Source organism: Marivita sp., assembly GCF_020055635.1.
Classification (GTDB): domain Bacteria; phylum Pseudomonadota; class Alphaproteobacteria; order Rhodobacterales; family Rhodobacteraceae; genus Marivita.
In genome coordinates, this window is the sequence record NZ_JAIPUT010000026.1 from 25217 (window position 1) to 51234 (window position 26018).

The 26018-nt window shown below is 62.6% G+C and carries 25 protein-coding genes and 1 pseudogene; 17 read left to right on the plus strand and 9 right to left on the minus strand.

The window, feature by feature from the left end; translation table 11 throughout:
* Window positions 1-196 precede the first annotated feature (196 nt).
* Complete coding sequence (locus LCF60_RS13305; RefSeq protein WP_292292378.1) at window positions 197-742, plus strand: YaeQ family protein; 546 nt, start codon at window positions 197-199, stop codon at window positions 740-742.
* A gap of 63 nt (window positions 743-805) precedes the next feature.
* On the opposite strand, the gene LCF60_RS13310 is transcribed toward LCF60_RS13305, so the two are convergent.
* The 3 genes from LCF60_RS13310 to LCF60_RS13320 form a co-directional block, all read right to left on the minus strand.
* Entirely contained in the window at window positions 806-1813 is a 1008-nt protein-coding gene (locus LCF60_RS13310) for an LLM class flavin-dependent oxidoreductase (RefSeq protein WP_292292380.1), read from the minus strand.
* A 156-nt stretch (window positions 1814-1969) separates the two neighbouring features.
* Window positions 1970-2641, minus strand: a complete 672-nt coding sequence (locus LCF60_RS13315; protein WP_292292382.1) for an ATP-binding cassette domain-containing protein — start codon at window positions 2639-2641, stop codon at window positions 1970-1972.
* 2 nt (window positions 2642-2643) lie between these two features.
* Window positions 2644-3621 (minus strand): ABC transporter substrate-binding protein, encoded by a 978-nt coding sequence (locus LCF60_RS13320; protein ID WP_292292383.1) that lies wholly within the window; start codon window positions 3619-3621, stop codon window positions 2644-2646.
* Between the two features lie 154 nt (window positions 3622-3775).
* On the opposite strand from LCF60_RS13320, the gene LCF60_RS13325 reads away from it, so the two are divergent.
* Window positions 3776-4186 (plus strand): c-type cytochrome, encoded by a 411-nt coding sequence (locus LCF60_RS13325; RefSeq protein ID WP_292292385.1) that lies wholly within the window; start codon window positions 3776-3778, stop codon window positions 4184-4186.
* 467 nt (window positions 4187-4653) lie between these two features.
* Window positions 4654-6423: a PQQ-dependent methanol/ethanol family dehydrogenase gene (locus tag LCF60_RS13330; RefSeq protein ID WP_292292386.1), complete on the plus strand. Its 1770-nt coding sequence runs from the start codon at window positions 4654-4656 to the stop codon at window positions 6421-6423.
* A 209-nt stretch (window positions 6424-6632) separates the two neighbouring features.
* Here the strand turns inward: LCF60_RS13330 and LCF60_RS13335 are convergent, their stop codons facing one another.
* Window positions 6633-7832 (minus strand): MFS transporter, encoded by a 1200-nt coding sequence (locus LCF60_RS13335; protein ID WP_292292387.1) that lies wholly within the window; start codon window positions 7830-7832, stop codon window positions 6633-6635.
* A 305-nt stretch (window positions 7833-8137) separates the two neighbouring features.
* On the opposite strand from LCF60_RS13335, the gene LCF60_RS13340 reads away from it, so the two are divergent.
* The 7 genes from LCF60_RS13340 (at window position 8138) to LCF60_RS13370 (ending at window position 14307) form a co-directional block, all read left to right on the plus strand.
* A complete protein-coding gene (locus tag LCF60_RS13340) occupies window positions 8138-8329 on the plus strand; it encodes a periplasmic nitrate reductase, NapE protein (protein WP_292292388.1) in 192 nt (63 codons plus the stop codon).
* Window positions 8329-8829: a ferredoxin-type protein NapF gene (locus tag LCF60_RS13345; RefSeq protein WP_292292390.1), complete on the plus strand. Its 501-nt coding sequence runs from the start codon at window positions 8329-8331 to the stop codon at window positions 8827-8829. Before LCF60_RS13340 ends, LCF60_RS13345 begins: the two co-directional genes overlap by 1 nt.
* Window positions 8819-9115 carry a chaperone NapD gene (locus tag LCF60_RS13350; RefSeq protein WP_292292392.1) on the plus strand — a complete coding sequence of 99 codons (297 nt, stop codon included), beginning with the start codon at window positions 8819-8821 and terminating at the stop codon, window positions 9113-9115. Before LCF60_RS13345 ends, LCF60_RS13350 begins: the two co-directional genes overlap by 11 nt.
* A complete protein-coding gene (gene napA / locus LCF60_RS13355; protein WP_292292393.1) occupies window positions 9112-11613 on the plus strand; it encodes a nitrate reductase catalytic subunit NapA in 2502 nt (833 codons plus the stop codon). Before LCF60_RS13350 ends, napA begins: the two co-directional genes overlap by 4 nt.
* Window positions 11613-12089 carry a nitrate reductase cytochrome c-type subunit gene (locus tag LCF60_RS13360; RefSeq protein ID WP_292292395.1) on the plus strand — a complete coding sequence of 159 codons (477 nt, stop codon included), beginning with the start codon at window positions 11613-11615 and terminating at the stop codon, window positions 12087-12089. The genes napA and LCF60_RS13360 overlap by 1 nt, the downstream gene beginning before the upstream one ends.
* Window positions 12090-12099: 10 nt before the next feature.
* Window positions 12100-12771, plus strand: a complete 672-nt coding sequence (locus tag LCF60_RS13365; RefSeq protein ID WP_292292396.1) for a NapC/NirT family cytochrome c — start codon at window positions 12100-12102, stop codon at window positions 12769-12771.
* Window positions 12772-13050: 279 nt separating this feature from the next.
* Window positions 13051-14307: an aminotransferase class V-fold PLP-dependent enzyme gene (locus tag LCF60_RS13370; protein WP_292292398.1), complete on the plus strand. Its 1257-nt coding sequence runs from the start codon at window positions 13051-13053 to the stop codon at window positions 14305-14307.
* A gap of 47 nt (window positions 14308-14354) precedes the next feature.
* Here LCF60_RS13370 and LCF60_RS13375 read toward each other — a convergent pair whose 3' ends face one another.
* Window positions 14355-14897, minus strand: a complete 543-nt coding sequence (locus LCF60_RS13375) for a DUF2267 domain-containing protein (RefSeq protein ID WP_292292399.1) — start codon at window positions 14895-14897, stop codon at window positions 14355-14357.
* Window positions 14898-15060: 163 nt separating this feature from the next.
* Window positions 15061-15642, minus strand: a complete 582-nt coding sequence (locus tag LCF60_RS13380; protein ID WP_292292401.1) for a rhomboid family intramembrane serine protease — start codon at window positions 15640-15642, stop codon at window positions 15061-15063.
* A gap of 367 nt (window positions 15643-16009) precedes the next feature.
* Here LCF60_RS13380 and LCF60_RS13385 point away from each other — a divergent pair, with 367 nt between their 5' ends.
* On the plus strand, window positions 16010-16675 hold the full coding sequence (locus tag LCF60_RS13385) for a DUF2306 domain-containing protein (RefSeq protein ID WP_292292402.1): 666 nt from the start codon (window positions 16010-16012) through the stop codon (window positions 16673-16675).
* Between the two features lie 72 nt (window positions 16676-16747).
* On the opposite strand, the gene LCF60_RS13390 is transcribed toward LCF60_RS13385, so the two are convergent.
* On the minus strand, window positions 16748-17260 hold the full coding sequence (locus LCF60_RS13390) for a hypothetical protein (RefSeq protein WP_292292403.1): 513 nt from the start codon (window positions 17258-17260) through the stop codon (window positions 16748-16750).
* A gap of 117 nt (window positions 17261-17377) precedes the next feature.
* Between LCF60_RS13390 and LCF60_RS13395 the strand changes: the two genes are divergently transcribed.
* Window positions 17378-17686: a transferrin-binding protein-like solute binding protein gene (locus tag LCF60_RS13395; RefSeq protein ID WP_292292404.1), complete on the plus strand. Its 309-nt coding sequence runs from the start codon at window positions 17378-17380 to the stop codon at window positions 17684-17686.
* Between the two features lie 26 nt (window positions 17687-17712).
* Window positions 17713-18951 (plus strand): hypothetical protein, encoded by a 1239-nt coding sequence (locus LCF60_RS13400; RefSeq protein ID WP_292292405.1) that lies wholly within the window; start codon window positions 17713-17715, stop codon window positions 18949-18951.
* 87 nt (window positions 18952-19038) lie between these two features.
* Here LCF60_RS13400 and LCF60_RS13405 read toward each other — a convergent pair.
* Window positions 19039-19797 (minus strand): annotated as a pseudogene (locus LCF60_RS13405) (IS5 family transposase).
* Between the two features lie 248 nt (window positions 19798-20045).
* Here LCF60_RS13405 and LCF60_RS13410 point away from each other — a divergent pair.
* A complete protein-coding gene (locus LCF60_RS13410; RefSeq protein WP_292292406.1) occupies window positions 20046-22538 on the plus strand; it encodes a vitamin K epoxide reductase family protein in 2493 nt (830 codons plus the stop codon).
* A gap of 148 nt (window positions 22539-22686) precedes the next feature.
* Here LCF60_RS13410 and LCF60_RS13415 read toward each other — a convergent pair whose 3' ends face one another.
* Window positions 22687-23715, minus strand: a complete 1029-nt coding sequence (locus LCF60_RS13415; RefSeq protein WP_292292408.1) for a serine hydrolase domain-containing protein — start codon at window positions 23713-23715, stop codon at window positions 22687-22689.
* 246 nt (window positions 23716-23961) lie between these two features.
* Between LCF60_RS13415 and LCF60_RS13420 the strand changes: the two genes are divergently transcribed.
* The 3 genes from LCF60_RS13420 to LCF60_RS13430 all read left to right on the plus strand — a co-directional run bounded on the left by LCF60_RS13420 (window position 23962) and on the right by LCF60_RS13430 (window position 26014).
* Window positions 23962-24975, plus strand: a complete 1014-nt coding sequence (locus LCF60_RS13420; RefSeq protein ID WP_292292409.1) for an AraC family transcriptional regulator — start codon at window positions 23962-23964, stop codon at window positions 24973-24975.
* Window positions 24976-25081: 106 nt separating this feature from the next.
* Window positions 25082-25447, plus strand: a complete 366-nt coding sequence (locus LCF60_RS13425; RefSeq protein WP_292292411.1) for a glycine zipper family protein — start codon at window positions 25082-25084, stop codon at window positions 25445-25447.
* A 198-nt stretch (window positions 25448-25645) separates the two neighbouring features.
* Window positions 25646-26014: a hypothetical protein gene (locus LCF60_RS13430; RefSeq protein WP_292292412.1), complete on the plus strand. Its 369-nt coding sequence runs from the start codon at window positions 25646-25648 to the stop codon at window positions 26012-26014.
* The last annotated feature ends 4 nt before the right edge of the window (window positions 26015-26018 follow it).

A 26018-nucleotide genomic window follows, 5' to 3' on the forward strand; every position in this document is an offset into this window, starting at 1 on the left:
CTGCAAGCCATCCCTGAAAATTTTCCGCCGAAACTGTCGCAGGCCGCTGTGGCGGTGCCGCATCCCGCAAGGGTCAGCGCCGATGTCGTCTGGGCGCCCTTGGTGTCTGATGCTGTCAGGGCTGTTTGCCGTATCTGCTTTCCAAACGCAGCCAGCCGGAGTAGGCATCCCAACTTCTGAGCGACAGGACAGCACCATGGCGCAAAATGCCACCATTCATAAAGTCGAACTCTCGGTCTCCGACATGGATCGTCACTATTACGAGACCCACAAGCTGACCATTGCCAAGCACCCCTCCGAGACGGATGAGCGGCTGATGGTGCGCCTGCTTGCGTTCGCGTTGAATGCCCATGAGCATCTGGAGATGACCAAGGGCCTGTCCACGGATGATGAACCGGACATCTGGCAGAAAAGCCTGAGCGGCGAGCTTGATGTATGGGTGGCGCTCGGGCTTCCCAGCGAGAAGGTGGTGCGGCAATCCTGTGCCAAGGCAGGCAAGGTGATCGTCTATTCCTATGGCGGCAGGCCAGCCGAAATCTGGTGGGACAAGATCAAGAACAGCACCACCCGGTTCGACAATCTACGGGTGGTGAATTTTTCCGAAACCGACACAAGCGCCCTGTCGGAACTGGCCGCGCGCGCGATGAAGCTTCAGGTCAACATTCAGGACGGCGACGTGATGGTCAGTGCGGAAGACGCCATCGTCTACGTGACCCCGGTGACGTGGAAAGACGCGGGATAGCGCCTTCTTGCGCGCCACCGGAAGTCCGGTCCGCGAGACCGACCGCAGCAAAAGGCCCCCGGCTCAGGCAGCCACGGCGTTTTCCGACAGATCGGCCAGAACCTCGGCCGCGATTTCGAAAGAGCGGATGCGTGCCGCGGGGTCGTGGATCATGCCGGTCACGATCAGTTCGTCCGGCTGAAAGCTGTCGATCAACGCCCCGAGCCGGTCCCTGACCGTGGCCGCCGAGCCGGTGGCAGAACAGGACAGGGCCTGCTCCACCGAGGCCATCACCGGTGCCGGGATCTCGTCGTCGACATGATGGGTTGGTAGTGGCAGCTTGCCCGGCCTGCCGGTTCTCAACCGGGCGAAGGCCAGAAGCTGCGAGGAGCGCAGGAACGCCGCCTCCGCATCGGTCTGGGCCGCACAGACCCCGGCCGCCATCATCACGTAGGGGTCTTTCAGACGGGCCGACGGCTGGAACGTGCTGCGATAGATCGACAGCGCCTGTTCCAGCATGGCCGGCGCGAAATGCGACGCAAAGGCATAGGGCAGCCCGAGCCAGGCGGCCAGCTGGGCCCCGTAAAGACTTGAGCCGAGGATCCAGACCGGAACCCTGGTGCCCGCTCCGGGTATCGCACGCACCGGCGTGTCGTCTGAGCTGTCGTCGAAATAGCCGATCAGTTCCTGCACGTCCTGCGGAAAGCTGTCCTCGGGTGCCATGTGCCGGCGCAGCGCCCTTGCCGTGGCCATGTCGGTGCCGGGGGCCCGGCCCAGCCCCAGATCGATCCGGCCCGGATATAGCGTGGCAAGGGTGCCGAACTGTTCGGCAATGACAAGCGGTGCATGGTTGGGCAGCATGATGCCACCCGCACCGATCCGCATGGTCGAGGTTGCCGAGGCCACGTGCCCGATCACCACGGCGGTGGCCGCGCTTGCTATGCCGGGCATGTTGTGATGCTCGGCAAGCCAATAGCGGTGATAGCCGAACCGCTCGGCGGCACGGGCAAGGTCGACTGTCGCGGCCAGCGCGTCAGCGGCGGTCTTGCCTTCGGGGATGGGCGACAGGTCGAGAAGCGAGAATTTCTGCATGGCAGCCTCCGTTGACCGAAAGCTAATCATTCGGGGCGGCCGGTCCAAGCCCCTGTCGCGTCATCCCCGCATCGCGGGGCAGCCGTGGCGGAATCAGTCAGTCGAGCCGTCCGGCGGGCTGATGCCTGGCATTCCCCCGATGCCGAAAGCACATATCTAGGCGCGGCGCGGTCTGAGCCGTGCGGGCTGACCCGACAATTCGAGAATTCGGGTGGCAAGACGCTCGGCCTCGGGAATGGCGTGGGTGACCAGAAGCGTGGCGACAGGGTGGCTGTCGCGCAGGCGTTCGAAGAGCGACATCATCTCGTCAGAGAGGTCCGCATCGAGGCTGACGAAGGGTTCGTCCATCAGCAGGACATCGGGTTTGCCGGCAAAGGCGCGGGCAAGCGACAGGCGGCGTTGCTGGCCCAGGGACAATTGGTCCGGAAACGCGTCTCCGCGACCTGCGAGGCCCACCTCGTCCAGCGCCTTGTCGATCCCGGCCGGACCGAGGCCCAGCGTGATCCGCAGGTTTTCGGCCACACTGCGCCAGCGCATCAGGGTCGGCTCCTGAAACACCATGGCCAGCCTGTCGGGGCGTCGGACATGGCCTTGGTAGCGCGTTTCGAGTCCGGCGATGATCCGCATCAGCGTCGTCTTGCCCACACCCGAGGGTCCGGTGATCGCAACGGTTTCGCGCGGCGCGAGGTCGAGATCGACAGCCCCCAGCACGGACTTGTCGTCGAACCGCATGCTTTCGATCGCGACGCGGAGAACCGGTGAAGGCGCCTTCGCCGGGTCCTGGGTGCTGCCGGAGCCCACCAGCCGGAGTGTCGGGGCCGTTGCCAAGATCAGCTTCCGGGCTGCACGAAGACACCTTCGGGCAGCGTCGTGGCCGCGCCGATCAGCTTTTCGCCGCCCAGTTCGCCCATCAGCGCCAGCATGCGCGCGGCGGCGGCTTCGTCGACCGGTTGATCGACGGGAATGCCCGCGATGAACCCGGCCTTGAGCGCCTCGAACTCGGCATCGGACTTGGCGTTCATGCGTGGGCGCAAACGGTCCCATTCGGCATCCGAACCGAGGAGCAGGTCTTTCGTCGCGCGGCTGGCGGCGGCCAGCCCCTTGACCAGTTCGGGATGGTCGCGCAGCATCTCGCCGCGCAGCACATAGCCCAGAAGCGGCGTCTCGGGATCGAGACCCAGTTCACGCGCGGCTTCATCCACGGTGATGATCGGTGTCATGCCGCCTGCCTCCATCTTGGCGAGGAAGTGCCAGAAGTTGATCGCGCCATCCAGTTCGCCCTGAAGTCCGGTCTTGAAGATCAGCGGCGGCGCGCCGAAGACCTGTTCGGTCTCGGTCACGAGGTCCATGCCGTGCTTCTGTTGGGCATAGGCGCGCAGGATCAGCCAGCTCTTGTCGAGCGGCCCCCCGGCGATGCCGATCTTGCCGCCCCTCAGGTCGGCCAGCGACGTGGCGGTGCTGCCCTCGGGCACCAGAAGCGCGCCCACGGCCTTGGAATAGGGCACGAAGATGTAATCGCGACCCTCGGCCCGCTGACGCGCGACCCAGAGCCAGTCGGACACGATCACGTCCGCCTCGCCGCCCTGAAACGCGACCTGCGCGGCCGAGCCTCCGGCGACGCCCTGCACCACCAGATCAAAGCCGTTGGCGGTGTCGAAGCCGTTATGCTGGATGCTGTCGAGCTCCCAGTTCACGGTCCCGAATTCCAGCACGGCGGCCCGCAGAACCGGCGTTTCGGCACTGGCGGCGCCGGCGCAGAGCACAAGCGCGGCAGTGGTCGCGCGGATAGTGGCGAAAAAGCTCATCATGTCCTCCCAGAATGATCCCCGACACAGTAACAGCGGCTTTTCTTGCGGAAATACGACCAAAGGATGTGGCCGCTCCTCCAATCTGTTGATGTGGATCATATTGGCGAGCAAGGCGCATTCTTACGTTGGGGCATCTTTTTGAAGGAGACCACCCATGACACGCTTCGCCCTGATTGCCGCAGCCAGTTTCTGCGCCCTGCCCGCCCTTGCCAGCGAAACCACCTTCGAGCAGGTCAAGATCGACGCCGGAAAAGCCCTGTTCGAGACGGAGTGCCGACGCTGTCATGCAGTGGAGCCGACGGACGCCTCATACGGTCCGCCGCTCGAGAACATCGTCGGACGCGGGGCGGGAACATACGAGAATTACGACTATTCCATCGCCTTGGAAGCCTCGGGCATCGTCTGGACCCCGGCAGCGTTGCGGGCGTGGATGGAGGACAATGACGGCTTCATGCCCGGCACCAAGATGCGCCATGTCGGCATCGAGGACCGGACGGTTCAGGATTTCATCCTGGCCTATCTCGTGTCGATCACCACGCAGGACAATTCGGCGATCTCGGAGTGAAATGAGGCTGGTAGGCGGCACCGGCGGTGCCGCTTATGGCTTGTGTGGTCGTTGCTGAATCATGTGTAGGCTGTGTGCTTGCACGCCTCGTATTTCTCCGGGTTGGTGCGTGAAATCACGCACCCTACGCTTGCTGTAGAAATCGGGTGAAGTGACCACCTTACCCAAATGGCGCAAAACCAATGACTCTCCCGTGTCAAAAACCTGGGGCAGAACGCGAAGGCTTTTGACAGGTTTTCCGACGCAGCGGCGCGACCAAAGCAACGGCCGCAGGCTTGCATGTGCGACACGCTTACCACCTTGACCGATTCGCTCGACGACGTGAACGCCCCTGTCAACCTCCCAAAGGTCTTACGACCCAAGTCGCGTACAACAAAATTTCGTCGCCCCTATACTGACCGGCAATCGTCCTTATGCGCCCCCGTGCATCTGGATATCCGCAACTGAAGTTCATGGGAGGAATACGAATGAACAGATTTGTTGCCGCCGTCACAGCCAGCATACTCGCCGCGACCGGCGCGCTTGCCCAAGGTGTGACAGAGGACATGCTGGCCAATGACCAGACGATGACCCATCAGGTTGTCACCAACGGGATGGGGCGGCATTTGCAGCGCTATTCGCCGCTGGACACGCTGAACAAGGACAACGTCAAGAACCTTGTTCCCGCCTGGGCGTTCAGCCTCGGGGGTGAAAAGCAGCGTGGTCAGGAGACCCAGCCGCTGATCTATGATGGCATCATGTACATCACCGGATCGTATTCGCGGCTTTACGCGATCGACGTGAACACCGGCGAAGAGCTCTGGCAGTACGACGCGCGTCTGCCCGAAGGCATCCTGCCCTGCTGTGACGTGATCAACCGGGGCGCGGCGCTCGCGGGTGACAAGGTGATCTTCGGCACGCTGGATGCGCGCATCGTGGCACTGGACGCCAAGACCGGCGACGTGGTCTGGCGCGATCAGATCGACGATTACAAGGCAGGCTATTCCTATACGGCAGCGCCTCTGGTCGTTGGGGATCTGGTGATCACCGGCAATTCGGGTGGCGAATTCGGCATCGTCGGATCGGTTCAGGCCCGCAATGTCGAAAACGGCGATCTGGTCTGGGAACGCCCGGTGATCGAAGGCCATATGGGAACGCTCAATGGCGAAGAAAGCACCATGACCGGCACGCTCAACGCGTCATGGCCGGGCGACATGTGGAAGACGGGTGGCGGGGCCACATGGCTTGGCGGGTCTTATGACGAAGATACCGACACGCTGGTCTTCGGAACGGGCAACCCGGCGCCGTGGAACAGCCACCTGCGCAACGCGGGTACCCCGACCGACGGCAATACCGGCGACAACCTCTATGCCGCCAGCCGTCTGGGCCTTGATCCCGCGACAGGCGAGATCAAGTGGCATTACCAGACCACGCCGCGCGAAGGCTGGGATTACGACGGTGTGAACGAGGTGGTCTCGTATACCGACCGCGCCGGGAACATGCGCTATGCGACCGCCGACCGGAACGGGTTCTTCTATGTCCTGAACCGCGAGGACGGCGCGTTTGTCGATGCCTATCCGTTCGTCAAGGACATCTCGTGGGCCAGCGATATTGGCGATGACGGGCGTCCGATCTTTGTCGAGGACAACCGCCCCGGCGATCCGACCGCGTCGGCGGATGGCAAGAAGGGCGACGTCGTGTTCTCCTCCCCCGGCTTCCTTGGGGGCAAGAACTGGATGCCGATGGCCTTCTCGCAGCGGACCGGCAACTTCTACGTGCCCTCCAACGAATGGGGCATGGACATCTGGAACGAGCCGATCACCTACAAGAAGGGCGCGGCGTATCTGGGCTCCGGCTTTACCATCAAGCCGAATTACGAAGACCATATCGGCTCGCTCAAGGCGATCGACCCCGACACCGGCGAATGGAAGTGGGAATACAAGAACGACGCCCCGCTCTGGTCGGGCGTCATGACAACCGCGGGCGGCCTGGTGTTCTTCGGCACACCCGAGGGCAAGTTCCTTGCGCTGGATGACGAAACCGGCGACGTGCTCTGGTCGTTCCAGACCGGGTCCGGCATCGTGGGTCAGCCAATCACCTGGGACCAGGATGGCGAGCAATATGTCTCGATCATCTCGGGCTGGGGTGGTGCGGTTCCGCTCTGGGGCGGGGAAGTGGCCAAGAAGGTCAACTACCTGAACCAGGGGGGCACGCTCTGGACCTTCCGCCTGCCGAAGGAACTCGCTTCGGCGAACTGACCGCGCAGGGACAGTGATTGGGAACGGCGCGCCTTCGGGTGCGCCGTTTTCGTTTTTGGGCGAGCCGTGGATGCAGTATCGCGCACAATCTGACGGTCACGAGGATCACGACGCGCAGGAGACCCGATGGCCCATCACCTGCGGTCAGCACGGCCACGGGCGCGCGGGACGACGTGCCTCAATGACGGTTGAACAAGGCGCGTTCCGGCTCACGTCGGGACTTCGTGGTCGATCCTGGGAAGGAACCAGGCCAACAACCCCGCAAGGGGCAGAAAAGAGCAGATCCGGTAGACCGTCTCGACGCCGTAACTTTCCGCCAGCACACCAAGGCCCGCCGCGGCTATCCCGCCCAGCCCGAAGTTCAGGCCGTAGAACAGGCCTCCGATCAGACCGATCCGGTCGGGCAAGAGGTCCATCGCGTAGATCAGGATCGAGGCAAAGGCGCTGGCCATGATCAGGTTGATCATGATTGTCAGCACGCCGGTCCAGAACAGGTCGACATAGGGCAACATCAGCGTCAGCGGCAGCGGTCCGAGCATGGAGAACCAGATGATCCGGTACCGCCCGATCCGATCGCCGACGATGCCACCGACCAGGACCCCGACCGCCGCTGCCATCAGAAAGACGAACAGCATCATCTGTGACGCCGGGATCGACAGGTCGAACTTCTCGATGAGATAGAATGTGTAGAAGGATCGGAAGCTCTCGCTGTAGGCATTCTTGATGAACATCAGCAGGGTCAACACGACCAAGCCGATGCCGATCGTCAGAGGCGCATGTCTGAGGGCGTCGCCACTCTGTGTCCGCTGTGCACGGTTTGCGGCGAATTCGGCGCTGATCAGTCTTTGCTTGCTGCCGATCCACGTCAGCAGCGCCATCGCCAGAAGCGCAGTGACCGCGAACCAGGCAAGGCTTGGCTGGCCCCAGGGCACGACGATCAGGGCGGCGAAGACCGGCCCCAGGGCACCGCCCGCCTGCCCGCCAACCTGGAACATTCCCTGGGCAAGCCCCTGGCGGCCGCCAGCCGCATACCGCGCCATGCGCGTCGCCTCGGGATGAAAGATCGAGGATCCGATGCCGATCAGCGCGACCGAGATCAGGATCACGGGATAGCTCGGGGCGAAGGCAAGACAAACCAGTCCCGACAGCGTGAACATCATCCCCACCACCGGCGAATAGGGCGCGGGGTGCCGGTCCGTGATCATACCGATGACAGGCTGCAGCATGGCTCCGGCAACCTGAAAGGTCAGAGTGATCATCCCGATCTGCACGAAATCCAGCGCGTAAGCCTCTTTCAGGATCGGATAGGCGGCCGGGATCAGTGACTGCATCAGGTCGTTCAGAAGATGCGTCAGACCCAGCATGGCAAGGACGGTAAGGTATGTTCCGGAACGGACGGTCGTTGTCATGAATGAAGTCTTGCCTGATTTTGGTCCAGTTGCTCACGTCTTGCCGGCATCTGCAAGTGGGTGGAAACCATGGGGGTTTTCGGGCCAAGGACGCGGTGTCGGTGGCGGGTGCTGCCGAACAGGCCGAAGCCTGGTCAAGGCAGCCAGGGCGTCTATCCGCTGCCTCCTGGGACAGCTGTTGACATGAATCCCACCAAGATGTGAGAAAACGTGAAAATGGAGGAAACTCCTGCGCAGCGCGCGCGTTGCGACAGTGACAGCCAAAGCCCAGAACCGAACGGGACATCCCGGAAGGAGGCAAGCCAATGGCCCCTGCAAACGCCCCCGCACATGGCGAGGCACCACAACCGAAACCTCCCGAGAAGCGCCACGAGACCATCGCGTTCGTGTTCCTTTCGGTGGTCCTGTTCCCGCTTCTGAGCATCATCCTGGTGGGCGGATTCGGATTCATCATCTGGATGCAGCACCTGCTCCTCGGACCGCCGGGGAGTCCGTGATGCCACGCGATCGTTCCTTGCCGCCGCGCAGGTTTCTCGGAACGCGGCCAGAGGCCGTGTCGCTTCCCTGGACCGATGCCGCGCGCATGCTGGAACAGTGCACGGCCTGCGGAGCCTGCGTCGATGCATGTCCGCAGGACATTCTGCAGATCGTCGGGGGAACCCATCCCGAAGTCACCTTTACGGATGCCTGCACCTTCTGTGCCGCCTGTGCGGAAATCTGCCCGGAAGACGTCTTCGACATTGAACGCGATCCGCCTTGGGATGCGGTCGCGCAGATCGGCTCCGGGTGTCTAGAACACCAAGGCGTGAGTTGCCGGGCTTGCGAGGATTCCTGCGAAGCGCGGGCCTTGCGGGCCCGTCCGCAGATCGGCGGAACATCGGTCATGGCACTGGACACGGAGGCCTGCACCGGATGCGGCGCCTGCGTTTCCGTCTGTCCGGTCGACGCCGTCACCCTCCAGCGCCCCCAGCCACAAAGGAGCGAAGATGCCGCGTGAGGTGCACATCGCCAGCATGATCGTCCATGCCCGGCCCGAGCGTCTGACAGAGGTCAGCCGGAAAATCTCGGAGATGGGGCTGGAGATTCATCAGACCAACCCGGACGGAAAACTCATCGTCACACAGGAAACGCACAGCACCGGCGCATTGGGCGAAACCCTGACCGCGCTGCAACTGCTCGATGGCGTGCTGGCGGCCACGATGGTGTTTCACCACTACGAACCCGCGGAGGAGTTTTCCGAGGCCTCCGGATCAGAACCAGAACCAAGGGAGGTCCAGCCATGACAGTGAAGATGACCAGGCGCGAAGCCCTCAAGGCCAAGGCGGTTGCCGCGGCGTCGGCCGCCGCCGGGATATCGACCGGGGCGGAAGCACAGAACCTTGTCACCGATCGGGAAATCACCGAGTTGAAATGGTCCAAGGCGCCCTGCCGGTTCTGCGGCACCGGCTGTTCGGTCATGGTCGGCACCAAGAGTGGCCGTGTCGTGGCCACCCATGGGGATGCGAAAGCACCGGTCAATCGCGGGCTCAACTGCGTGAAGGGCTATTTCCTGTCGAAGATCATGTATGGCGGGGATCGGCTGACACAGCCATTGCTGCGCAAACGCGACGGGGAGTTCCACAAGGATGGTGAGTTCGAGCCGGTCAGCTGGGACGAAGCCTTCGACATCATGGCCGAGAAGTTCAAGGCCACACTGACAGAAAAGGGACCGGACGGCGTCGGCATGTTCGGATCGGGCCAGTGGACGGTCTGGGAAGGCTACGCGGCGGCCAAGCTCTTCAAGGCCGGGTTCCGGTCGAACAACATCGACCCCAACGCGCGGCACTGCATGGCCAGCGCGGTCGCCGGGTTCATGCGCACTTTCGGGATCGACGAGCCGATGGGCTGTTACGACGATTTCGAACATGCCGACGCCTTCGTGCTTTGGGGGTCGAACATGGCGGAAATGCATCCGATCCTCTGGACACGCCTCACGGACCGGCGCCTGTCCTACCCGGACACGCAGGTTGCTGTCCTGTCGACCTATGAGCATCGCAGCTTCGACCTTGCCGATATCCCGATCGTGTTCACGCCGCATACCGACCTGGCGATTCTCAACTACATCGCGAATTACATCATCCAGAGCGGACGCGTGAACGAGGAGTTCCTGCGCGAGAATGTCAGGTTCCAGCGCGGCCGCACCGATATCGGCTATGGGCTGCGACCGGATCATCCGCTCGAGGTGGCTTCGGTCAATTCGGCCGAAGCAAACGAGTCGGACGAGATCAGTTTCGACAATTACGCGGCCTTCGTCGCCGATTACGACGTGGACACGGTCAGCGAACTGTCGGGCGTCTCGAAATCCAAGCTCGAGGCGCTGGCCGAGCTTTACGCGGACCCCGACAAAAAGGTCATGTCGCTCTGGACCATGGGGTTCAACCAGCATGTGCGCGGCGTCTGGTGCAACAACCTCGTCTACAACCTGCATCTGCTGACCGGCAAGATCGCCACGCCGGGCAATTCGCCCTTTTCGCTGACCGGCCAGCCTTCGGCCTGCGGAACCGCGCGTGAAGTCGGGACTTTTGCGCATCGCCTGCCCGCCGATCTGGTGGTGACCGACCCCGAACACCGGGCGACGGCTGAACAGATCTGGAAACTGCCCGCCGGAACCGTTCCGGAAAAGGTCGGCGCGCATGCAGTGCTGCAAAACCGTCATCTGAAGGACGGCATCATCAATGCGTATTGGGTCCAGGTGAACAACAACATGCAGGCCGCGCCCAACATGATGGAGGAGACGCTGCCGGGATACCGCAATCCCGAGAATTTCATCGTGGTCTCGGACGCCTATCCCACCGTGACCTGCGAGGCCGCAGACCTGATCCTGCCCACGGCGATGTGGGTCGAGAAGGAAGGCGCCTACGGCAATGCCGAACGGCGCACACAGTTCTGGCACCAGCTGGTCGATGCACCGGGCGAGTCGCGCTCCGACCTGTGGCAGCTCATGGAATTTTCCAAGCGCTTCACCACGGACGAAGTCTGGCCGGAGGAGATCCTGGCCGAGAACCCCGACTATCGCGGCAGGACGCTTTACGAGGTGCTGTTCGAGAACGGGCAAGTGAACGCCTACCCGCTCGAAGACATCGATGACGACTATGCCAATGACGAGGCGCAGCATTTCGGGTTTTACGTGCAGAAGGGCCTGTTCGAGGAATACGCGCGGTTCGGTCGCGATCACGGCCATGACCTCGCGCCGTTCGACACCTATCACGAAGTGCGCGGGTTGCGCTGGCCGGTGGTGGACGGACAGGAAACGCCGTGGCGCTACAATGCCGATTACGACCCCTACGTGTCCGAGGGGCGCAAGATCGACTTCTATGGCAAACCGGGCGGCCGCGCGAACATCTTCGAACTGCCCTACGAACCGCCGGCGGAAGCCCCGGACGACGAATATCCGTTCTGGCTCTCGACCGGGCGCGTGCTGGAACACTGGCATTCCGGCTCCATGACGCAACGGGTGCCGGAACTGCACAAGGCGGTGCCCAACGCTCTGGTCTACATGCATCCGCTGGATGCTCGGGAGATGGGCTTCAACCGGGGGTCAGAAATCCGCGTCATTTCGCGACGGGGAGCGATCCGCAGCCGGGTCGAAACGGCAGGCCGCAACCGGGTGCCGCGCGGGCTGGTGTTCGTGCCCTGGTTCGATGCAACGCAGCTCATCAACAAGGTGACCCTCGACGCGACCGACCCGATCTCCAAACAGACCGACTTCAAGAAATGCGCAGTCCGACTGGAGGCCGTCTGATGCGACAGTCAACCCTTGCCCTGAACGCCGTCGCGATCCTCGTGCTCAGCGCCGGCATCGCTGCAACCCAGTCCGACGTGGCACAGCTCCGGTCCGCGCCCCTGGCCGAAAACGCCGAGGCACCGCCCATGAGGGCCCAGATGGACACCGATCTCCGACAGGTGCGCAACTATCCCGAGCAACCGCCGGTGATCCCGCATGCGATCGAGAACTACCAGGTCGATCTGAACGCCAACAAGTGCCTGACCTGCCACGCGCGGGCGCGCACCGGTCAGAGCCAGGCACCGATGGTGTCGGTCACCCACTATACCGATCGCGACGGCCAGGTTCTCGGGGCGATTTCGGCACGGCGCTATTTCTGCACCCAATGCCATGTCCCGCAGCACCCGGATGACCCTGCCGTGACGAACACCTTCGTGGATATCGACACGCTGCTGGCCGAGGAAGCGGCACGCGGCGCGCAGGCCGACGACTAGGGAGGGCGCCATGAAGACATTCCTGAAAAAGTTCTGGGCGGCCATGCGCCTGCCGAGCACGCATTTCTCGCTTGGCTTTCTCACCTTGGGTGGTTTCATCTGCGGCGTGCTGTTCTGGGGTGGTTTCAACACTGCACTCGAGGCCACCAACACCGAAGCGTTCTGTGTCGGCTGCCACGAGATGGAGGCCAACGTCTACGCTGACCTGCAGACGACGGTGCACTGGAACAATTCGTCCGGCGTGCGCGCGGGATGTCCCGACTGCCACGTGCCGCACAACTGGACCGACAAGATCGCCCGCAAGGTCGCGGCGTCCAAAGAGGTCTATGGCTGGCTCTTCGGCACGATCGACACCGAAGAGGAATTTGAAGCGCATCGGCTGACGATGGCCCGTCGCGAATGGGCGCGGTTCCGGGCGAATGACAGCCTCGAATGCCGCAACTGCCATTCCTATGCGGCGATGGACTTCGCTGAGCAAAGCCAGCGAGCATCGGATCAACACGAGCGTTTCCTTGCAACCGGCGAAAGGACCTGCATCGACTGCCACGCAGGGATTGCGCACCGACTGCCCGACCTGAGCGAGCAGGCCCGTGGCCCCGCATCTTTCGATGACAGGATGCCTTTCACGCGCAGGGACGGCATTCCCGGGACGCGCCTCCAGGTCTATCTCGACGGTCATTAACCGGGTCAGCGTTGCAAGAAGAATGGGCTGTCCGAGTGGCGCGCCGCAACCTTGATACGGGTTTCGGCTCAAGGGCTTGGTGGCGCACCCCATGACGACGTGTTCGGGCTCCGCATCCCGTGACCGCGACGGACCCACCGTTTTCAAAGAACCTTTCCGCTTGAAAACCCTCCGGGGGAACTCCCCTGACGGGCAACCGTTGGCGAGGGAAGTACAGCGGTGCGCGAGGTTTGCCCGATGCCGATCACCAGACGAGATCTCTTCATGGCTGCGGCAAGCATGGGTACCGCTCTCGCCACTCCGCCGGGATTGCACCAGGCACGGGCACAAGGGGCCTATGACGACTGGGGTGCCGTTCGGGAGCTTTTTCCGCTGTCCCCGGACAAGGTTCACATGAGCGCGATGCTCATCACCTCGCATCCTGCATCGGTGCGCGACGCAATCGAACGCCATCGCGGCGGTCTCGATGCCGATCCCGTCGGTTATTTGGAAACCAACGGCGACAAGCTGACCGAGGCGAGCCGCAATGCGGCGGCCGACTATCTGGGCATGCATCCGGCGCATGTTGCGCTCACCGACAGCACCACGATGGGGATCGGGCTCATGTATACGTCGCTGGGCCTCGGAGAAGGCGACGAGGTGCTGACCACGGAAGAGGACTACTACGTCACCCACACCGCACTGGACCACCTGTCTCAACGAACCGGCGCGACGATCCGGCGGATTGCCCTGTTCGAGGACGCACGCGGGGCAAGCCGCGAAGGTATCGTCGATCGCATCCGGACCGAGATCCGACCCGAGACGCGGCTTCTGGCGCTGACCTGGGTGCATTCGAACACGGGTCTGAAGCTGCCCGTCGCCGAGGTCGCCGGCGTCGTGCGAGAGGCAAATGCCGACCGCGACGAGGATCGGCAGATCCTGTTCGGTCTGGACGCGGTGCATGGCTTCGGGGTGGAGACGGAGAACTTCTTCGAGCTTGGAGTCGATTTCTACGCAGCCGGTTGCCACAAGTGGCTGTTCGGACCCCGCGGGACCGGCATCGCGGCGATCAGCGAACGGGGGATGACGCTCGCCCGGCCCACGATCCCGACCTTCGATGACAGCACCGTCTTTTCCGCCTGGTATCGACGAGAAGCGCCTCCGGCAGGCAACAACGGCTTGCGGATGACGCCCGGCGGCTTCAAGCCGTTCGAGCACCGCTGGGCCCTGCCCGAAGCGTTCGGCCTTCACGACGCGATCGGGCGCGCGCGGATCTCGGCGCGCACACATGACCTCGCAACCATGCTCAAGGAAGCCCTGACCTCCGTCCAGGGCGTCCGCGTTCACACCCCGACGGGTCCGGACATGTCGTCGGGCATCGTCGCCTTCGATGTGGATGGCCGGAGTTCCGACGAGGTGGTCGCCCTGCTCCGGGACCGGTCCATCATCGCATCGGTCGCCCCGTATCCTTCGGCGCTGGTCCGACTTGCGCCGAGCATCCGAAACACGGAGTCGGAGGTCGAACGAGCAGCATCAGCCGTCCGCGAATTCGCCTGAACCGTAATGTCCGCTGCGAGGCCATGATGATCGATACAGCGCAGGAGCTAAACGATCCGTGGTTCAAGCTCTGCTCGATCATCCACATCAACGTGCCAGAAGGCGACTGCTTCATCGGGTAGTTGCTTCAGCACGCGCTCAAAGTCCGTTTTATTTGTACAGCGACGTATCGCCCAAGCCGTTGCCTCGATCGCATTGTCCGGCGTCAAATTATGGTGCACCCGTACTTGCTTGGTTTCGGCAATCAAGGCGGAGCGTTCGGAAAATGGAACCGGTAGAGCCGTTACATCCCAACCGTTAACAAAAGTTGCGCGGAGAACGCTTGGAAGCACTCCTGCAACGTTCAATCCTTGCTGTGCAGTCAAGCGGCGCCGGAAAGTCTGAAAAACCGCATCAACAGCGGTGTACGCCATATTGTCAGATGCCAATGACATGCGCTCTTTCACGTCATCGAGAAATGCGCGCCATTCCCTGGAGGCATGCCTGTACGTCCATGGCATCGGCATTGTGGGAACTCTCCACATTGGTTTCCATGGCCATTTCATTACTTCTTGAATGGCAGCAAAGTCCGCTGAGCCCGTATTCGGCATGCACTGCACCCGCAGACCTCTTCGGGAGCCGTTTACGACACTGCTCCACGGTTACAAGCGTTTCCGCTGAACAATTCATCACCAGATGCAAAGCGCGGTCGCATGAGGGTGCCTTGTTCTCTCCAACATGATACTTCTGTCCGTGTCATCACAACAAGGATCTTCACGGCCGATTGACGTCGCGCATACGCGGGGCATGGACATGCGCGCGTATCAAGATGGCCGCAGCGGCGCCTGCAATGGCGCCGAACAGGTGTGCCTCCCAGGAAACGCCGGGTTGACCGGGCAGCACACCCCAAATGATCGAGCCATAGAACACCAGCACCAGAACCGACGCGCCAAGCGTCACAGGCGATCGGTCCACCAGACCTCGCGTGATGAGAAAGCCGAACCATCCAAAAACCAGTCCGGATGCGCCGATGTGAATGGCTGAACTGCCAAGAAGCCAGACCAATGCACCCCCCAAGCCGACCACCACACCGTTCATGGCCACCAGGGCTCGGGTTGCGGTTGCCGCCAGCAGCGTGCCCAACAAGAGCAAGGGCGCTGTATTCGCAATCAAATGTTCGAAACTGCCATGCAGGAACGGCATGCCGACAACACCGTCAAGGCCGCTGACCTGCCTCGGGATCAGCCCGAACGCGGCGTTGAGAGCATAGCCCGTCGCCCAATTGACAGCCTGGATTATCCACAACGCGGCGACGAACCCGATAAGGGCGGTGACCCGCCGCAAGAATACGCGCATGTGACCCTTGCCCATCATGTCTCGGACAATACGTGCCGGCAGAAAATGATCAAGGTCGCGCCAAGGCGATCGACGGCAACTTGCCCTCGAACCGATCACGCCGCTCCGAGTTCAAGCGTTGCACGTCTGGTATGCCGGGCTGCGCCCCAGCATCACGATGGACAGCAGCTGTCGGCAGGCTCTTTCTGCGACAGGAGGCCGCCAGTACCCAGGATCGTGCCGCATCCGGGATCGTCATCGACAAGGCTTTCGGATGCGGGCAAAGCGCGCATTGCCGACCTCGCTTGACAGGAACCCGCGTCGGACGATTTCTCAGGGGCCGCGCGGCCAGTGGCTTTGACCCGCGTTGCGCGCTAATTGATCCCGCATGCGACGCTACCTTCCGACCTTGCTTCTCTTGGTGCTGGCTCTGAATACGGGCTGGTTCGTGGTCTATTCCGGCGATCTGGGGCTGCGCGGGCTGCTGTCCCGGAACCCGGCCGAGGTATCGCGTGTCTTCCACAACGATGGCATTCTGGCCAATGTCGGGATTGCCCTGCACATGATCGCGGGCGCTGTTCTGACCTTCGGCGCACCGCTTCAGGCCCTGCCGATCGTCCGGCGCCGATGGCCCGGGCTTCACCGGCGGTTCGGCTATGGCCTGTTCGTGCTGGCCGTCGCCACGGGGTCTGGCGGGCTGGTGTATATCACGGTGAGCGGCACGATTGGCGGCTGGTGGATGAGCCTCTGGTTTGCCATTTACGGCGCTGCGATGATCTGGACGGCCGTCAACACGGTCTATTTCGCGTTGGCCAAGGATCTGCGTCGTCATTTTGCCTGGGCTGTGCGCCTGGTCGTCCTTGCGGTCGGATCATGGATCTACCGCATGCATTACGCCATCTGGTTTGCGGCAACCGGCGGCGTCGCCTCGAACGAGGAATTCACAGGGCTGTTCGACCAGGTCCAGGTCGTCGCGTTTTTCGTGCCCTATCTGCTGATCGCCGAGATCGTGCTGCGATGGCGCGCCGGGCGACCGCGCCCCACACCGGCGTGACGCCCTGTCCGCACGGTCCGGTAACACGCGAAACGGGCCTTGCCGGCATTGCAGAGCGGCTTTCGGAAACCGTCAGCCCCGGTCAAGGCGCCGCGTCACCAAGGCCCCCAGCGCGAGGCCGACCGCCAAGGATCCGAATGTCATAGCCACCGAGCGAGGCGGCACGGCGTGCTCCCATCCCGGCGAAAGGCGGCGCGGTACGAGGCCGTAATCGACCGCCCCGGCGACCGTGGCGGTTGTCGCGGCTGCCAGCGCGATCCGGGAGGCCGATCGGTTCCGGGTCTGGGAAAGCCACCAGGTGAAAGGCAGCGCCCAGAAGATCGAAGCCCCATGATTGATCACGGAGCCGACGCCGGTGTGGGAGATGTCGATGTCCTCGACCACACCGGCTCGGTCGCCGTAAAGAACGTGGCTGGTGGCGTTGATCGGAGCCACGGCGCTGCGCGCCTCGCGTCGACCAAGCACGCCGAGCGCGCCGAAAACGCACAGGCTCGCTACCGTTCCGATGGATACCGCGCGCAGCGCGATTTTCGGGGCGTCCGACTGCAGCGCATCGAGGCGCGGAAAATCCTGCGGTTTGTCCATGGCTCCCTCTTCTCGTGTCATTCAAATCTATGAAAGCCCAACCAGAGCGGCGCAGCTTCGTTCCGGCTCTGGCACCCGTGTCGCCGCGCACCTGTCACCAATGATGCGCCTGCAGCATTGACAGGATCAGACATCTCTGTCGAAGCTGATTTTGACAACTCCAGCGTTGCCATGGCGTCCACAGACACTGTGTTTGTCGATATCGACAGCGGTAACTTCTTGAGTGCCGCGCCGGAGCTCGATTTCGCCGGAAATGGCAACATTGACGGCAGCAGCTTCGATGTAGAAATCGGTTCATTCCTCAATGAGTTGAGCGGCACTGCAAACGGTCAGTTCTATGGCCCGAATGCCGAGGAAGTCGGTGGAACATATGTGACCGGCGACGGCTCAACATCCTACACCGGCTCGTTCGGCGCCACACAGTAATCCATATGTCATTTAAAGACATTTTCATGGCGGTCGCTTTGTCGGGCGCCATGATTTCTGCAATGCCCTGCGTGGTCAGCGCACAGGGCACTGCTGCCGCATCCTCTTGGCAGATGATCGAGGCTTCCTTCGAACAAGGACTCCTCGAGATGACAGCAGGAAATCCTGAAATCGCGGTCCGCAGGTTCCCCCGTCTCCTGGCGGACAATCCCAATCTTGTCCGTGTGCGTCTGGAGCTCGCGCGCGCGTTATTTTTTGCAGACGAACTGGCAGCCGCCAAACGCGAATTCCGGATCGTTCTGTCCGAGCATGATCTTCCTGAGTCCGTTCGCGAGAAGGTTCTGCGTTTCATGCGCGCTATCGATGAAAGCCGCGGTCTTCAAACGAGCTTCCAGTTCCGTCTGCGTGCTCCCGAGGGCGCAGGGCGCTCCTATTCCACGGATGAGCTCGATGTGGATTTCAACGGCACACCTTTGACCTTCAAGATGGATCGCCCTGACCTTCCGGAAACAGGTGTCGAGATGACAGGCGACATCCGCAAGCAATGGACTCTTTGGCAGTCAACCCAACGGGCTCGAGTGCAGGGATACCTCGGAGGAGACGCCTCTCTTTATGAAACGGACGGAGAAACGTTCGATCAGCGGCAATTCGAGATTGAGGCGGGATTGCAAATGACCTGGCCCCGACAAAGCGTCTATCTCGAACTGCTACGAGGGGCAAATTATCGTGCAGGAGAGAAGGCTGAGGACTGGACCGGTATCGGCACCGGGCTTCAATGGCGTACAACATCGGGCATCACAACGATTCTTCAGTTCCAAGCCAAGAATGTGGATATTGGATCCGAACAGATCGAAAAAGCTGACCGGTACCTGATGTCGGCCAAGCTTGTAATGCCATTCGGCGGCCGCGGGGAAACTTCCCTGAACTTGGCATTGCAGCACCAGGATGCATCGAGCCGGGATGATCTGGATTTTAACTGGGGAGAACTACGATTGGGGCACAGCTTGGAGATCGCAGGCAGCTGGCGAATCGAGCCGTCGATTTTTAGTAAGTGTTTTCATCAACTAGCGGCATCACCCGGACTGGGAACAGCCCGGGAGGAGACAGAATACGGTATTGATCTTCGCGTCCAGAAAACCGACACGTTCATCCTCGGCCGACTGTCGCCTTTCATTGAGTTTGGATACTCGAACCGGGCAGCAAACATCGAAGTCTACAGCTACGAGGACAAATATCTGAACCTTGGTCTCACGAGCGCCTTCTGATACCGGACACCGGCGCACGCACCCTTCCGGACATATTCAACGCAAACGCCGAGATCTGCAACCTCTAGGCTCCAGACTAATTGAGTTTCAAAGCCAGAAGAGGATCGTTGCTGCGAGAGCTATTGCGGAGAGGAAGGTCTCGGGGCATCGGTCGTATCGTGTTGCGACGCGTCGCCAGTCCTTGAGGCGGCCGAACATGATCTCGATCCGGTTGCGCCGTTTGTACCGCCGCTTGTCATATTTCACGGTTTTCTTGCGGGACTTTCGACCGGGGATGCAAACCTTTATCCCTTTGTCTTTCAAGGCTTCTCGCAGCCAGTCGGCATCGTATCCACGATCCCCCAAGAGCCAATCCGCCTTCGGCAGGCTACTCAGCAGCGCCGCTGCGCCAGTGTAATCGCTGACCTGTCCAGCCGACATGAAGAACCGGATCGGGCGGCCCTTCGCATCAGTGACGGCATGTAACTTCGTGTTCATGCCGCCCTTCGTGCGTCCGATCTGGCGAGCACGCCCCCCTTTTTTACCCGCAGGCTGGAGGCCGTGCGGTGCGCTTTCAAATAGGTCGCGTCGATCATGATGGTCTTGTGTTCGGCGCCTTCTGCGGCCAGGCCCGCCATGATCCGGGCGAAGACCCCCTTTTCACTCCAGCGTTTCCAGCGGTTGTAGAGTGTTTTGCCCGGACCATACTCCCCAGGTGCATCGCACCACCGCAAACCATTGCGATTGATGAAAATTATGCCACTCAGAACCCTTCGATCATCAACCCGGGGCTTGCCATGGCTCTTGGGAAAAAAACGGTTTCAGGCGTTCAATTTGCGCCCCGGTCAGCCAGTAAAGATTGCTCATAGATCAGGTCTCCTTGCGGAGCCTGAATCACGACAACGGAATGAAATCAATGGGTCTGGAGCCTAACGCGATGGCCTTCAGGCGTCGTGGGAACAAATCCTCCGCTCCAACAATTTACCAACAAATGAAATACTTCGGTGCGGGTGCAGCGCGCATACGAGGCAGTCCGTGCCGATCGCCTTCAAGCCGCCCGCTCCCGAAAATCAAGGCAGACTCGCATTGCCCCACTTGCACAGCTTGCAGATCGAATGGTGACAGGATCTCCGGAAAACACGGCGAACAAGCCTCTTGTCCTGGTCACAGGTGCTGCCGGCAAGATCGGTACTGCTGTGGTTCGGGCGATCGAAAAGGATTACCGCGTGGTCGGCATGGACGTCTCGAAGCAAGGGGCAGCCTGCGACGTGATCGAAACGGACCTCACCTCGCCGGACGCGATCAAGCTTGCGATGGGGGAACTGGTCGACACGCATGGAGAGGAAATCGCTTCCGTCATCCATTTGGCCGCGTATTTTGACTTTTCCGGCGAAAATTCGCCCGCCTACGACAAGGTCAATGTCGAAGGGACACGCAACCTGCTCAGAGAGCTTCGCGCCTGCCGGGTCGGGCAATTCATCTATTCAGGCACGATGCTGGTCCATCGCCCCGGCGCACCCGGCGTGCCGATCACCGAAAGCACCCGGATCGACCCGAAATGGGCCTATCCGCAGTCCAAGGCCCGCACGGAAAAGGTCATCCGCGAAGAACGCGGCGACATCCCATGTGTGCTGCTGCACCTCGCCGGGCTTTATGACGAGACGACCGGCGTGCCGACGCTCATGCAACAGATCCGGCGGATCTACGAACGCGATCCCAAGGCCTATGCGTACTCGGGCGATCTCGAAACCGGACAGTCTTTTCTGCACCAGAGCGATATGGTCGATGCCTTCAAGCGCACCCTGGATCGCCGGTCCGACTTGCCCGGGGAAACGACCATCCTGATCGGCGAACCGGAGGCCGTCAGCTATGGTGAGTTGCAGGAAACACTGGCGAAGCTGATTCACGACGATGACGATTGGCAAACGGTGTCTGTGCCGGAACCGCTTGCCGCGGCGGGGGCATGGCTCGAAACCAGGACCGAACCGGTCGTGCCCGACGCCCTGGACTATGGCGAGACGCCATTCGTGAAACCCTTCATGGTCGAGATGGCCAACGACCATTACGAGCTCGATATCTCGCGCGCGCGGGCACTGTTGGGCTGGCAACCGCGCCACCGCCTGAGGGACACCCTGCCCAAGATGGTGGAGGCGCTGAAGGCGGACCCGCTTGGCTGGTACAAGGCCAACGGCCTGACCGTGCCGCATTGGCTCGAGACGAGCTCCGAGCGCACGGACGACCCCGATGCGCTGCGCAGCAGGGCAGAAGCGAAACAGCGCAAGGACCACGACAGGTTCCGCTGGGCCCATTTCGTGAATATCGGGCTTGGAAGCTGGCTGGTGACAAGCCCCCCAATCCTTGGCTACGACAGCATGGCGATGACCGTCAGCGACGTCGTCGCGGGACTCGTCATCATGGCGCTGAGCTTTGTCGCGCTGTCATGGCGTCTTGCCATGGTGCGATGGCTGATCGCCGCCGTCGGCCTGTGGGTGATGTTCGCCCCGCTGGCCTTCTGGGCTCCGACGGCGCAGGCCTATCTCAACGGGACGCTCGTGGGCGCGCTGGTCTTCGGGCTAGCCTCTGCGTCGCGTCCGGCCCCCGGCGTGGGCCGGGTTGCGGCGACGACCGGGCCCACGGTCCCGCCCGGATGGGATTATTCGCCTTCGGACTGGTTCCAGCGCCTGCCGATCATCATTCTTGCCGTTCTCGGCCTCTATGTCTCGCGCTACCTGACGGCCTATCAGCTGGGCCATATCGACGCCGTTTGGGAACCCTTCTTCACCGTCGGCAACACGGCGACCGACGCGAAGAACGGCACCGAGGAGATCATCACCTCCTCGGTTTCCGAAGCATGGCCGGTGCCCGATGCGGGGCTGGGCGCGCTGACATACATGCTCGAGATCCTGATCGGTCTGATCGGTTCGGCCCGTCGGTGGCGGACCATGCCCTGGCTGGTGCTGATCTTCGGGATCATGATCATCCCGCTCGGGATCGTATCGATCACCTTCATCGTGATCCAGCCGATCGTCCTGGGAACATGGTGTACGCTCTGTCTCATCACCGCCGCTGCCATGCTGATCCAGATCCCGTACTCCATGGACGAGGTGATCGCGACCTGTCAGTTCCTTGCGCGCCGGCGCCGTAAAGGCCGTCCCTTGCTGCGGGTCATTCTGTTCGGCGACACCGACGACGGCCCCGACGCCTCGGCCCGCTACGATTTCGAACGTCGGCCCGGTCGGCTCGTGCACGAGATGCTGGCGGGGGGAATCAGCCTTCCCTGGACCCTGCTGGCGACGATGGGGCTGGGGCTTTGGCTGATGTGCACGCGCATGACACTGGGCACGGAGGGGCTGCTGGCCGACGCCGATCACCTGATCGGGGCGCTCGTGCTCACGGTGGCCGTGACAGCAACAGCCGAGTCCGTGCGACCCGCGCGGCTTCTCAACATCCTGCTGGGTGCAGCGCTGGTCATCACTGCTCTTGTGGCCTCCTCTACCCCACTCCAGAGCCTTGCTGATGTGGCTGTGGGGCTGGCACTTGTGGCGCTGAGCATTCCCCGCGGGCATATCCGCCACAACTACGGCAACTGGTCGCGGTTTATCGTCTGAGCAAATATTGAAATTCCGATGCCCCCAAGAGGTGATGACGAACCGTGCAGCTCATGGGTCCACGGACCGTGTGCACCACCCTCGACACTACGGCCCGGTCGCCAGATGCGAAGGCGCTGGCCCGCCGCACATAAAGGTCGCTCCGAAATCAGGTCGCCTCGAAATATCCCTGCGCTTGTCTCAACTGGTTGGACCAATCCAGCCTGATGCCACCCCAAAGGCTACCAGCAATTCCATTGTTGGAGACGACCGCGCAGGCCTCTGCCTTTTCGGGGCAAATGTAGAGTGCGCAGGTCGACCCCGCCGTTCCGCCGCTGCAGTGGAGAATACGAGAACCGGGCTTGGCCGGCTTCATCGAAAGCCAGCCCGAGCATTGCGCGGCGGGATCGGTGCAACCGCGTCGTCCCAATCCGAAAACGGGTTCTGCCGAACGGCAGATCGCGCGATCCAACGAGTTCTCCGGGGTGTTCAGCGCCTGGATCACACGCGTCGAGAAGCGCGCGAGGTCATGCGCCGAGGACCGCAAGCATCCGGCGGCTGCCAAGGCTTCGAACCGCCAAGGCGGAACTGGTCGCCCGCTGATATGTCTCGGATGCGCAAATCGTCCCTGTTGATCCGCGTCAAGGCGGTGTGTCGTGTTTCTCAGCCCAAGTGGACCAACGATCCTTTCCGCGAGCATGTCAACGAAGGGCGCGCCCTGCTGCATGGCCATGGCTTCACCAAGAAGGCCGACGCCAAGGTTCGAATAGGCGTGGCCGCGCCGGGGCTCGGACGCCCGTCCGCGCCACGTGTGAAGCCATGCCAGCAGATCGGAGCGGCGGAACCCGGCGTAGGGGCCGTCGGGCGCAGGCCGCAACAGCGCCCGCCAGAGGGGCATGTAAAAATTGGGAAGGCCGCCTGTATGCGAAATCAGGCGTTCCGGAGTGATCCAGTCCGGAACGCTTGCGAGGTCGCCCGACATGTGGCGCAGGGGCGCATGGGGATCGACCTTGCCTTCCTCGACCAGCAGACAAAGCAGGATGCCCGTGAACACCTTGGTTATCGAGCCGATCTCAAAGATCATGTCCCCGACCGACATATTCGAGACGGGTGTTCCCGAGCTGATGAACCGGGCTTCACAGTCGCGGACGCCGGTCGCGACAACCGTGTGGCGGGGGCTGGCATAGGCCCGCATCATGCCGCGGAGGCGGTCTTCTTTCGGATCGATGTTCAAGGCGCGTCGATCCCGGTGGCTGGCACCCGCGTGAGCCACAAGAGCGTCGCGAAGGCCAGGGCGGAGAAAACGAGAAGAGCCGTGATCGGCTCAAACATTTGGTGCAGCATCGGGGTTGTCCTCACGTCACGTCTCAGAACAAACTGCCCGGGATGGGTCTGAAATGGCATGACCGGGCGCATCAAGATCTTGACCCGAGGAGACTGCCGCATGTCCGATCAGACCATGGCCGCCGGTTTTGCGACCGCCTTCCTTGACTATGCGGTGGCCGAGGGCGCGCCTCGCGGCAGCTTGCTGGCGGCGTCGAGGCTGACGGACGAGGATCTGGCCGATCAGGACACGCGCATCGCGGTCGCGTCCTATCAGGCCCTCATCGCCGCCGGGGTCGAGGCGACAGGCGACACCTCCCTGCTCTTGCGCCATGTTCTGGAGACCAAGCTCGAGACGATGTCGATCGTCGGCCAGATCGTGCATGCCTCCACCTCGTTCCCGCACAGTCTGGATCAGCTGAACCGATATGCGCGCCTGATGGCCGATGTGCCGATCCCCGGCGGACGCGACCGGTTTGCGCTGGAACGCGACGGCGACGCGGTCTGGCTGGTGGATCACCGCCCGTGCGACGGCAGCTGGATGGCGACCGAGGCAAGTTTCGCGCGGTTCATCTCGGAATTCCGCCGTTCCGCTCCGGAATTCCCGTTCGAGCGGGCGCTGGAGGTGACCTACGCGCCGCCGCCGCATGCCAACCGCTACCCGGAATTTTTCCGCGTGCCGGTGACGTTCCGCGCGGCGCGCAACGCGCTCCGGATCAATCCGGTCTGGCTCGACGAGGCGTTCGACGGCGGCAAGGACTATGTCTTCGGCATCTTTACGCGCCACGCGGACGCGCTTCTGGACGACCTCGCGACGCGTGACACGGTGCGCTCGGCTGTCGAGGCGCGGATGCTCGCGGACCTGCACGAAGGAACGCTGTCGATGGACCGCATCGCGCGCGACCTCGGCATGAGCCGGCAGACGCTCTATCGCCGGATGAAGGACGAAGGCATCACCTTCGCGCAGGTCCATGACGACCTGCGCCGCCGAATGGCGATGGATTACCTGAGCGCGCGCAAGGTCTCCGTCGGGGAAACGGCCTATCTCCTGGGCTTTTCGGAGGCCTCGGCTTTCGTGCGGGCCTTCCGCCGCTGGACCGGGGCGAGCCCGACCGCCTGGTTGGCGCAGGACTGAACGATTGATGCCGCAGGTCAATCCACTGATCCCTGCGGTCATGCCGTCACCCGGCGGGGGCGTATAGGCACCCTTCGACACGTTTGACAGTCGAAGGAGACACGACATGAAACCGATACTGATCGCCCCCCTGTGCCTGACAGTTCTGCTGGGGGCCTGCGCCGACATGGGCGCGGATGTGGACCCGATCCTGGACGGCGCCCCCAGCGCGCAGTTCCAGAGCGACCTCGCCGCCTGCCGGAGCCTTGCCCGAAGCCAGTCGCAGCTGGACCACGAAACGATGGCCGCAGCGGCCATCGGCGCCGGGATCGGCGGGATACTGGGCGAGGCCGATGAAGACGGCGACGCGCTCGGCGGGGCCATGGTCGGCGCGTTGACGGGTGCCGCGGCCGGGGCGTCCGAGGCGAGCGACACGCGCAAGGCCATCGTCCTCAACTGCCTGCGCGGTCGCGGCCACGCGGTCGTGAACTGAGGGAGAGTGCCATGCATGATGTCCATGCCCGCATGACGGATCTGCACCATCTGCTGACCGGGGGGGCCGGTCGCCCGAAATGGCGTTGTGAGTATCCGCCCCGGCACCTCTGGGGCGACAGTGGCCAGCTTGCGGTAAGGCCACGCGGGGCGCGGCGATCCCTTGCGGCGCGCCTGCTCCGGTGGTGAGGGTCCGGCCATGATCCAGGCTCTCGCCTTTGCCTATGCCGGGCTGGCCGCCTTGCCTGTGCTGATGCACCTTGCCGTCGCCGCCGGTGCCCCGCTGGGCCGCTTCACGGTCGGCGGTCGCTTCCCCGGCCGTCTGCCGCCCCTCTGGCGGGGGCTGGCGCTGGTCCAGGCCGCGCTGCTCGGAACGATGGCCGGGGCGGTGATGGCACGGGCCGGCATCGGTCCGGCCCTGCTGGCGCCGCTGTTCTGGCCCACCGTTGCGCTCACGCTGCTGTCGCTTGCCGCGAATGCCGCAAGCCCGTCGCGCCCGGAGCGCCTGCTCTGGACACCTGTCCTCGCCCTCATGTCCGCCGTCGCGCTTGGCGTCGGTGTCTCATAAACCC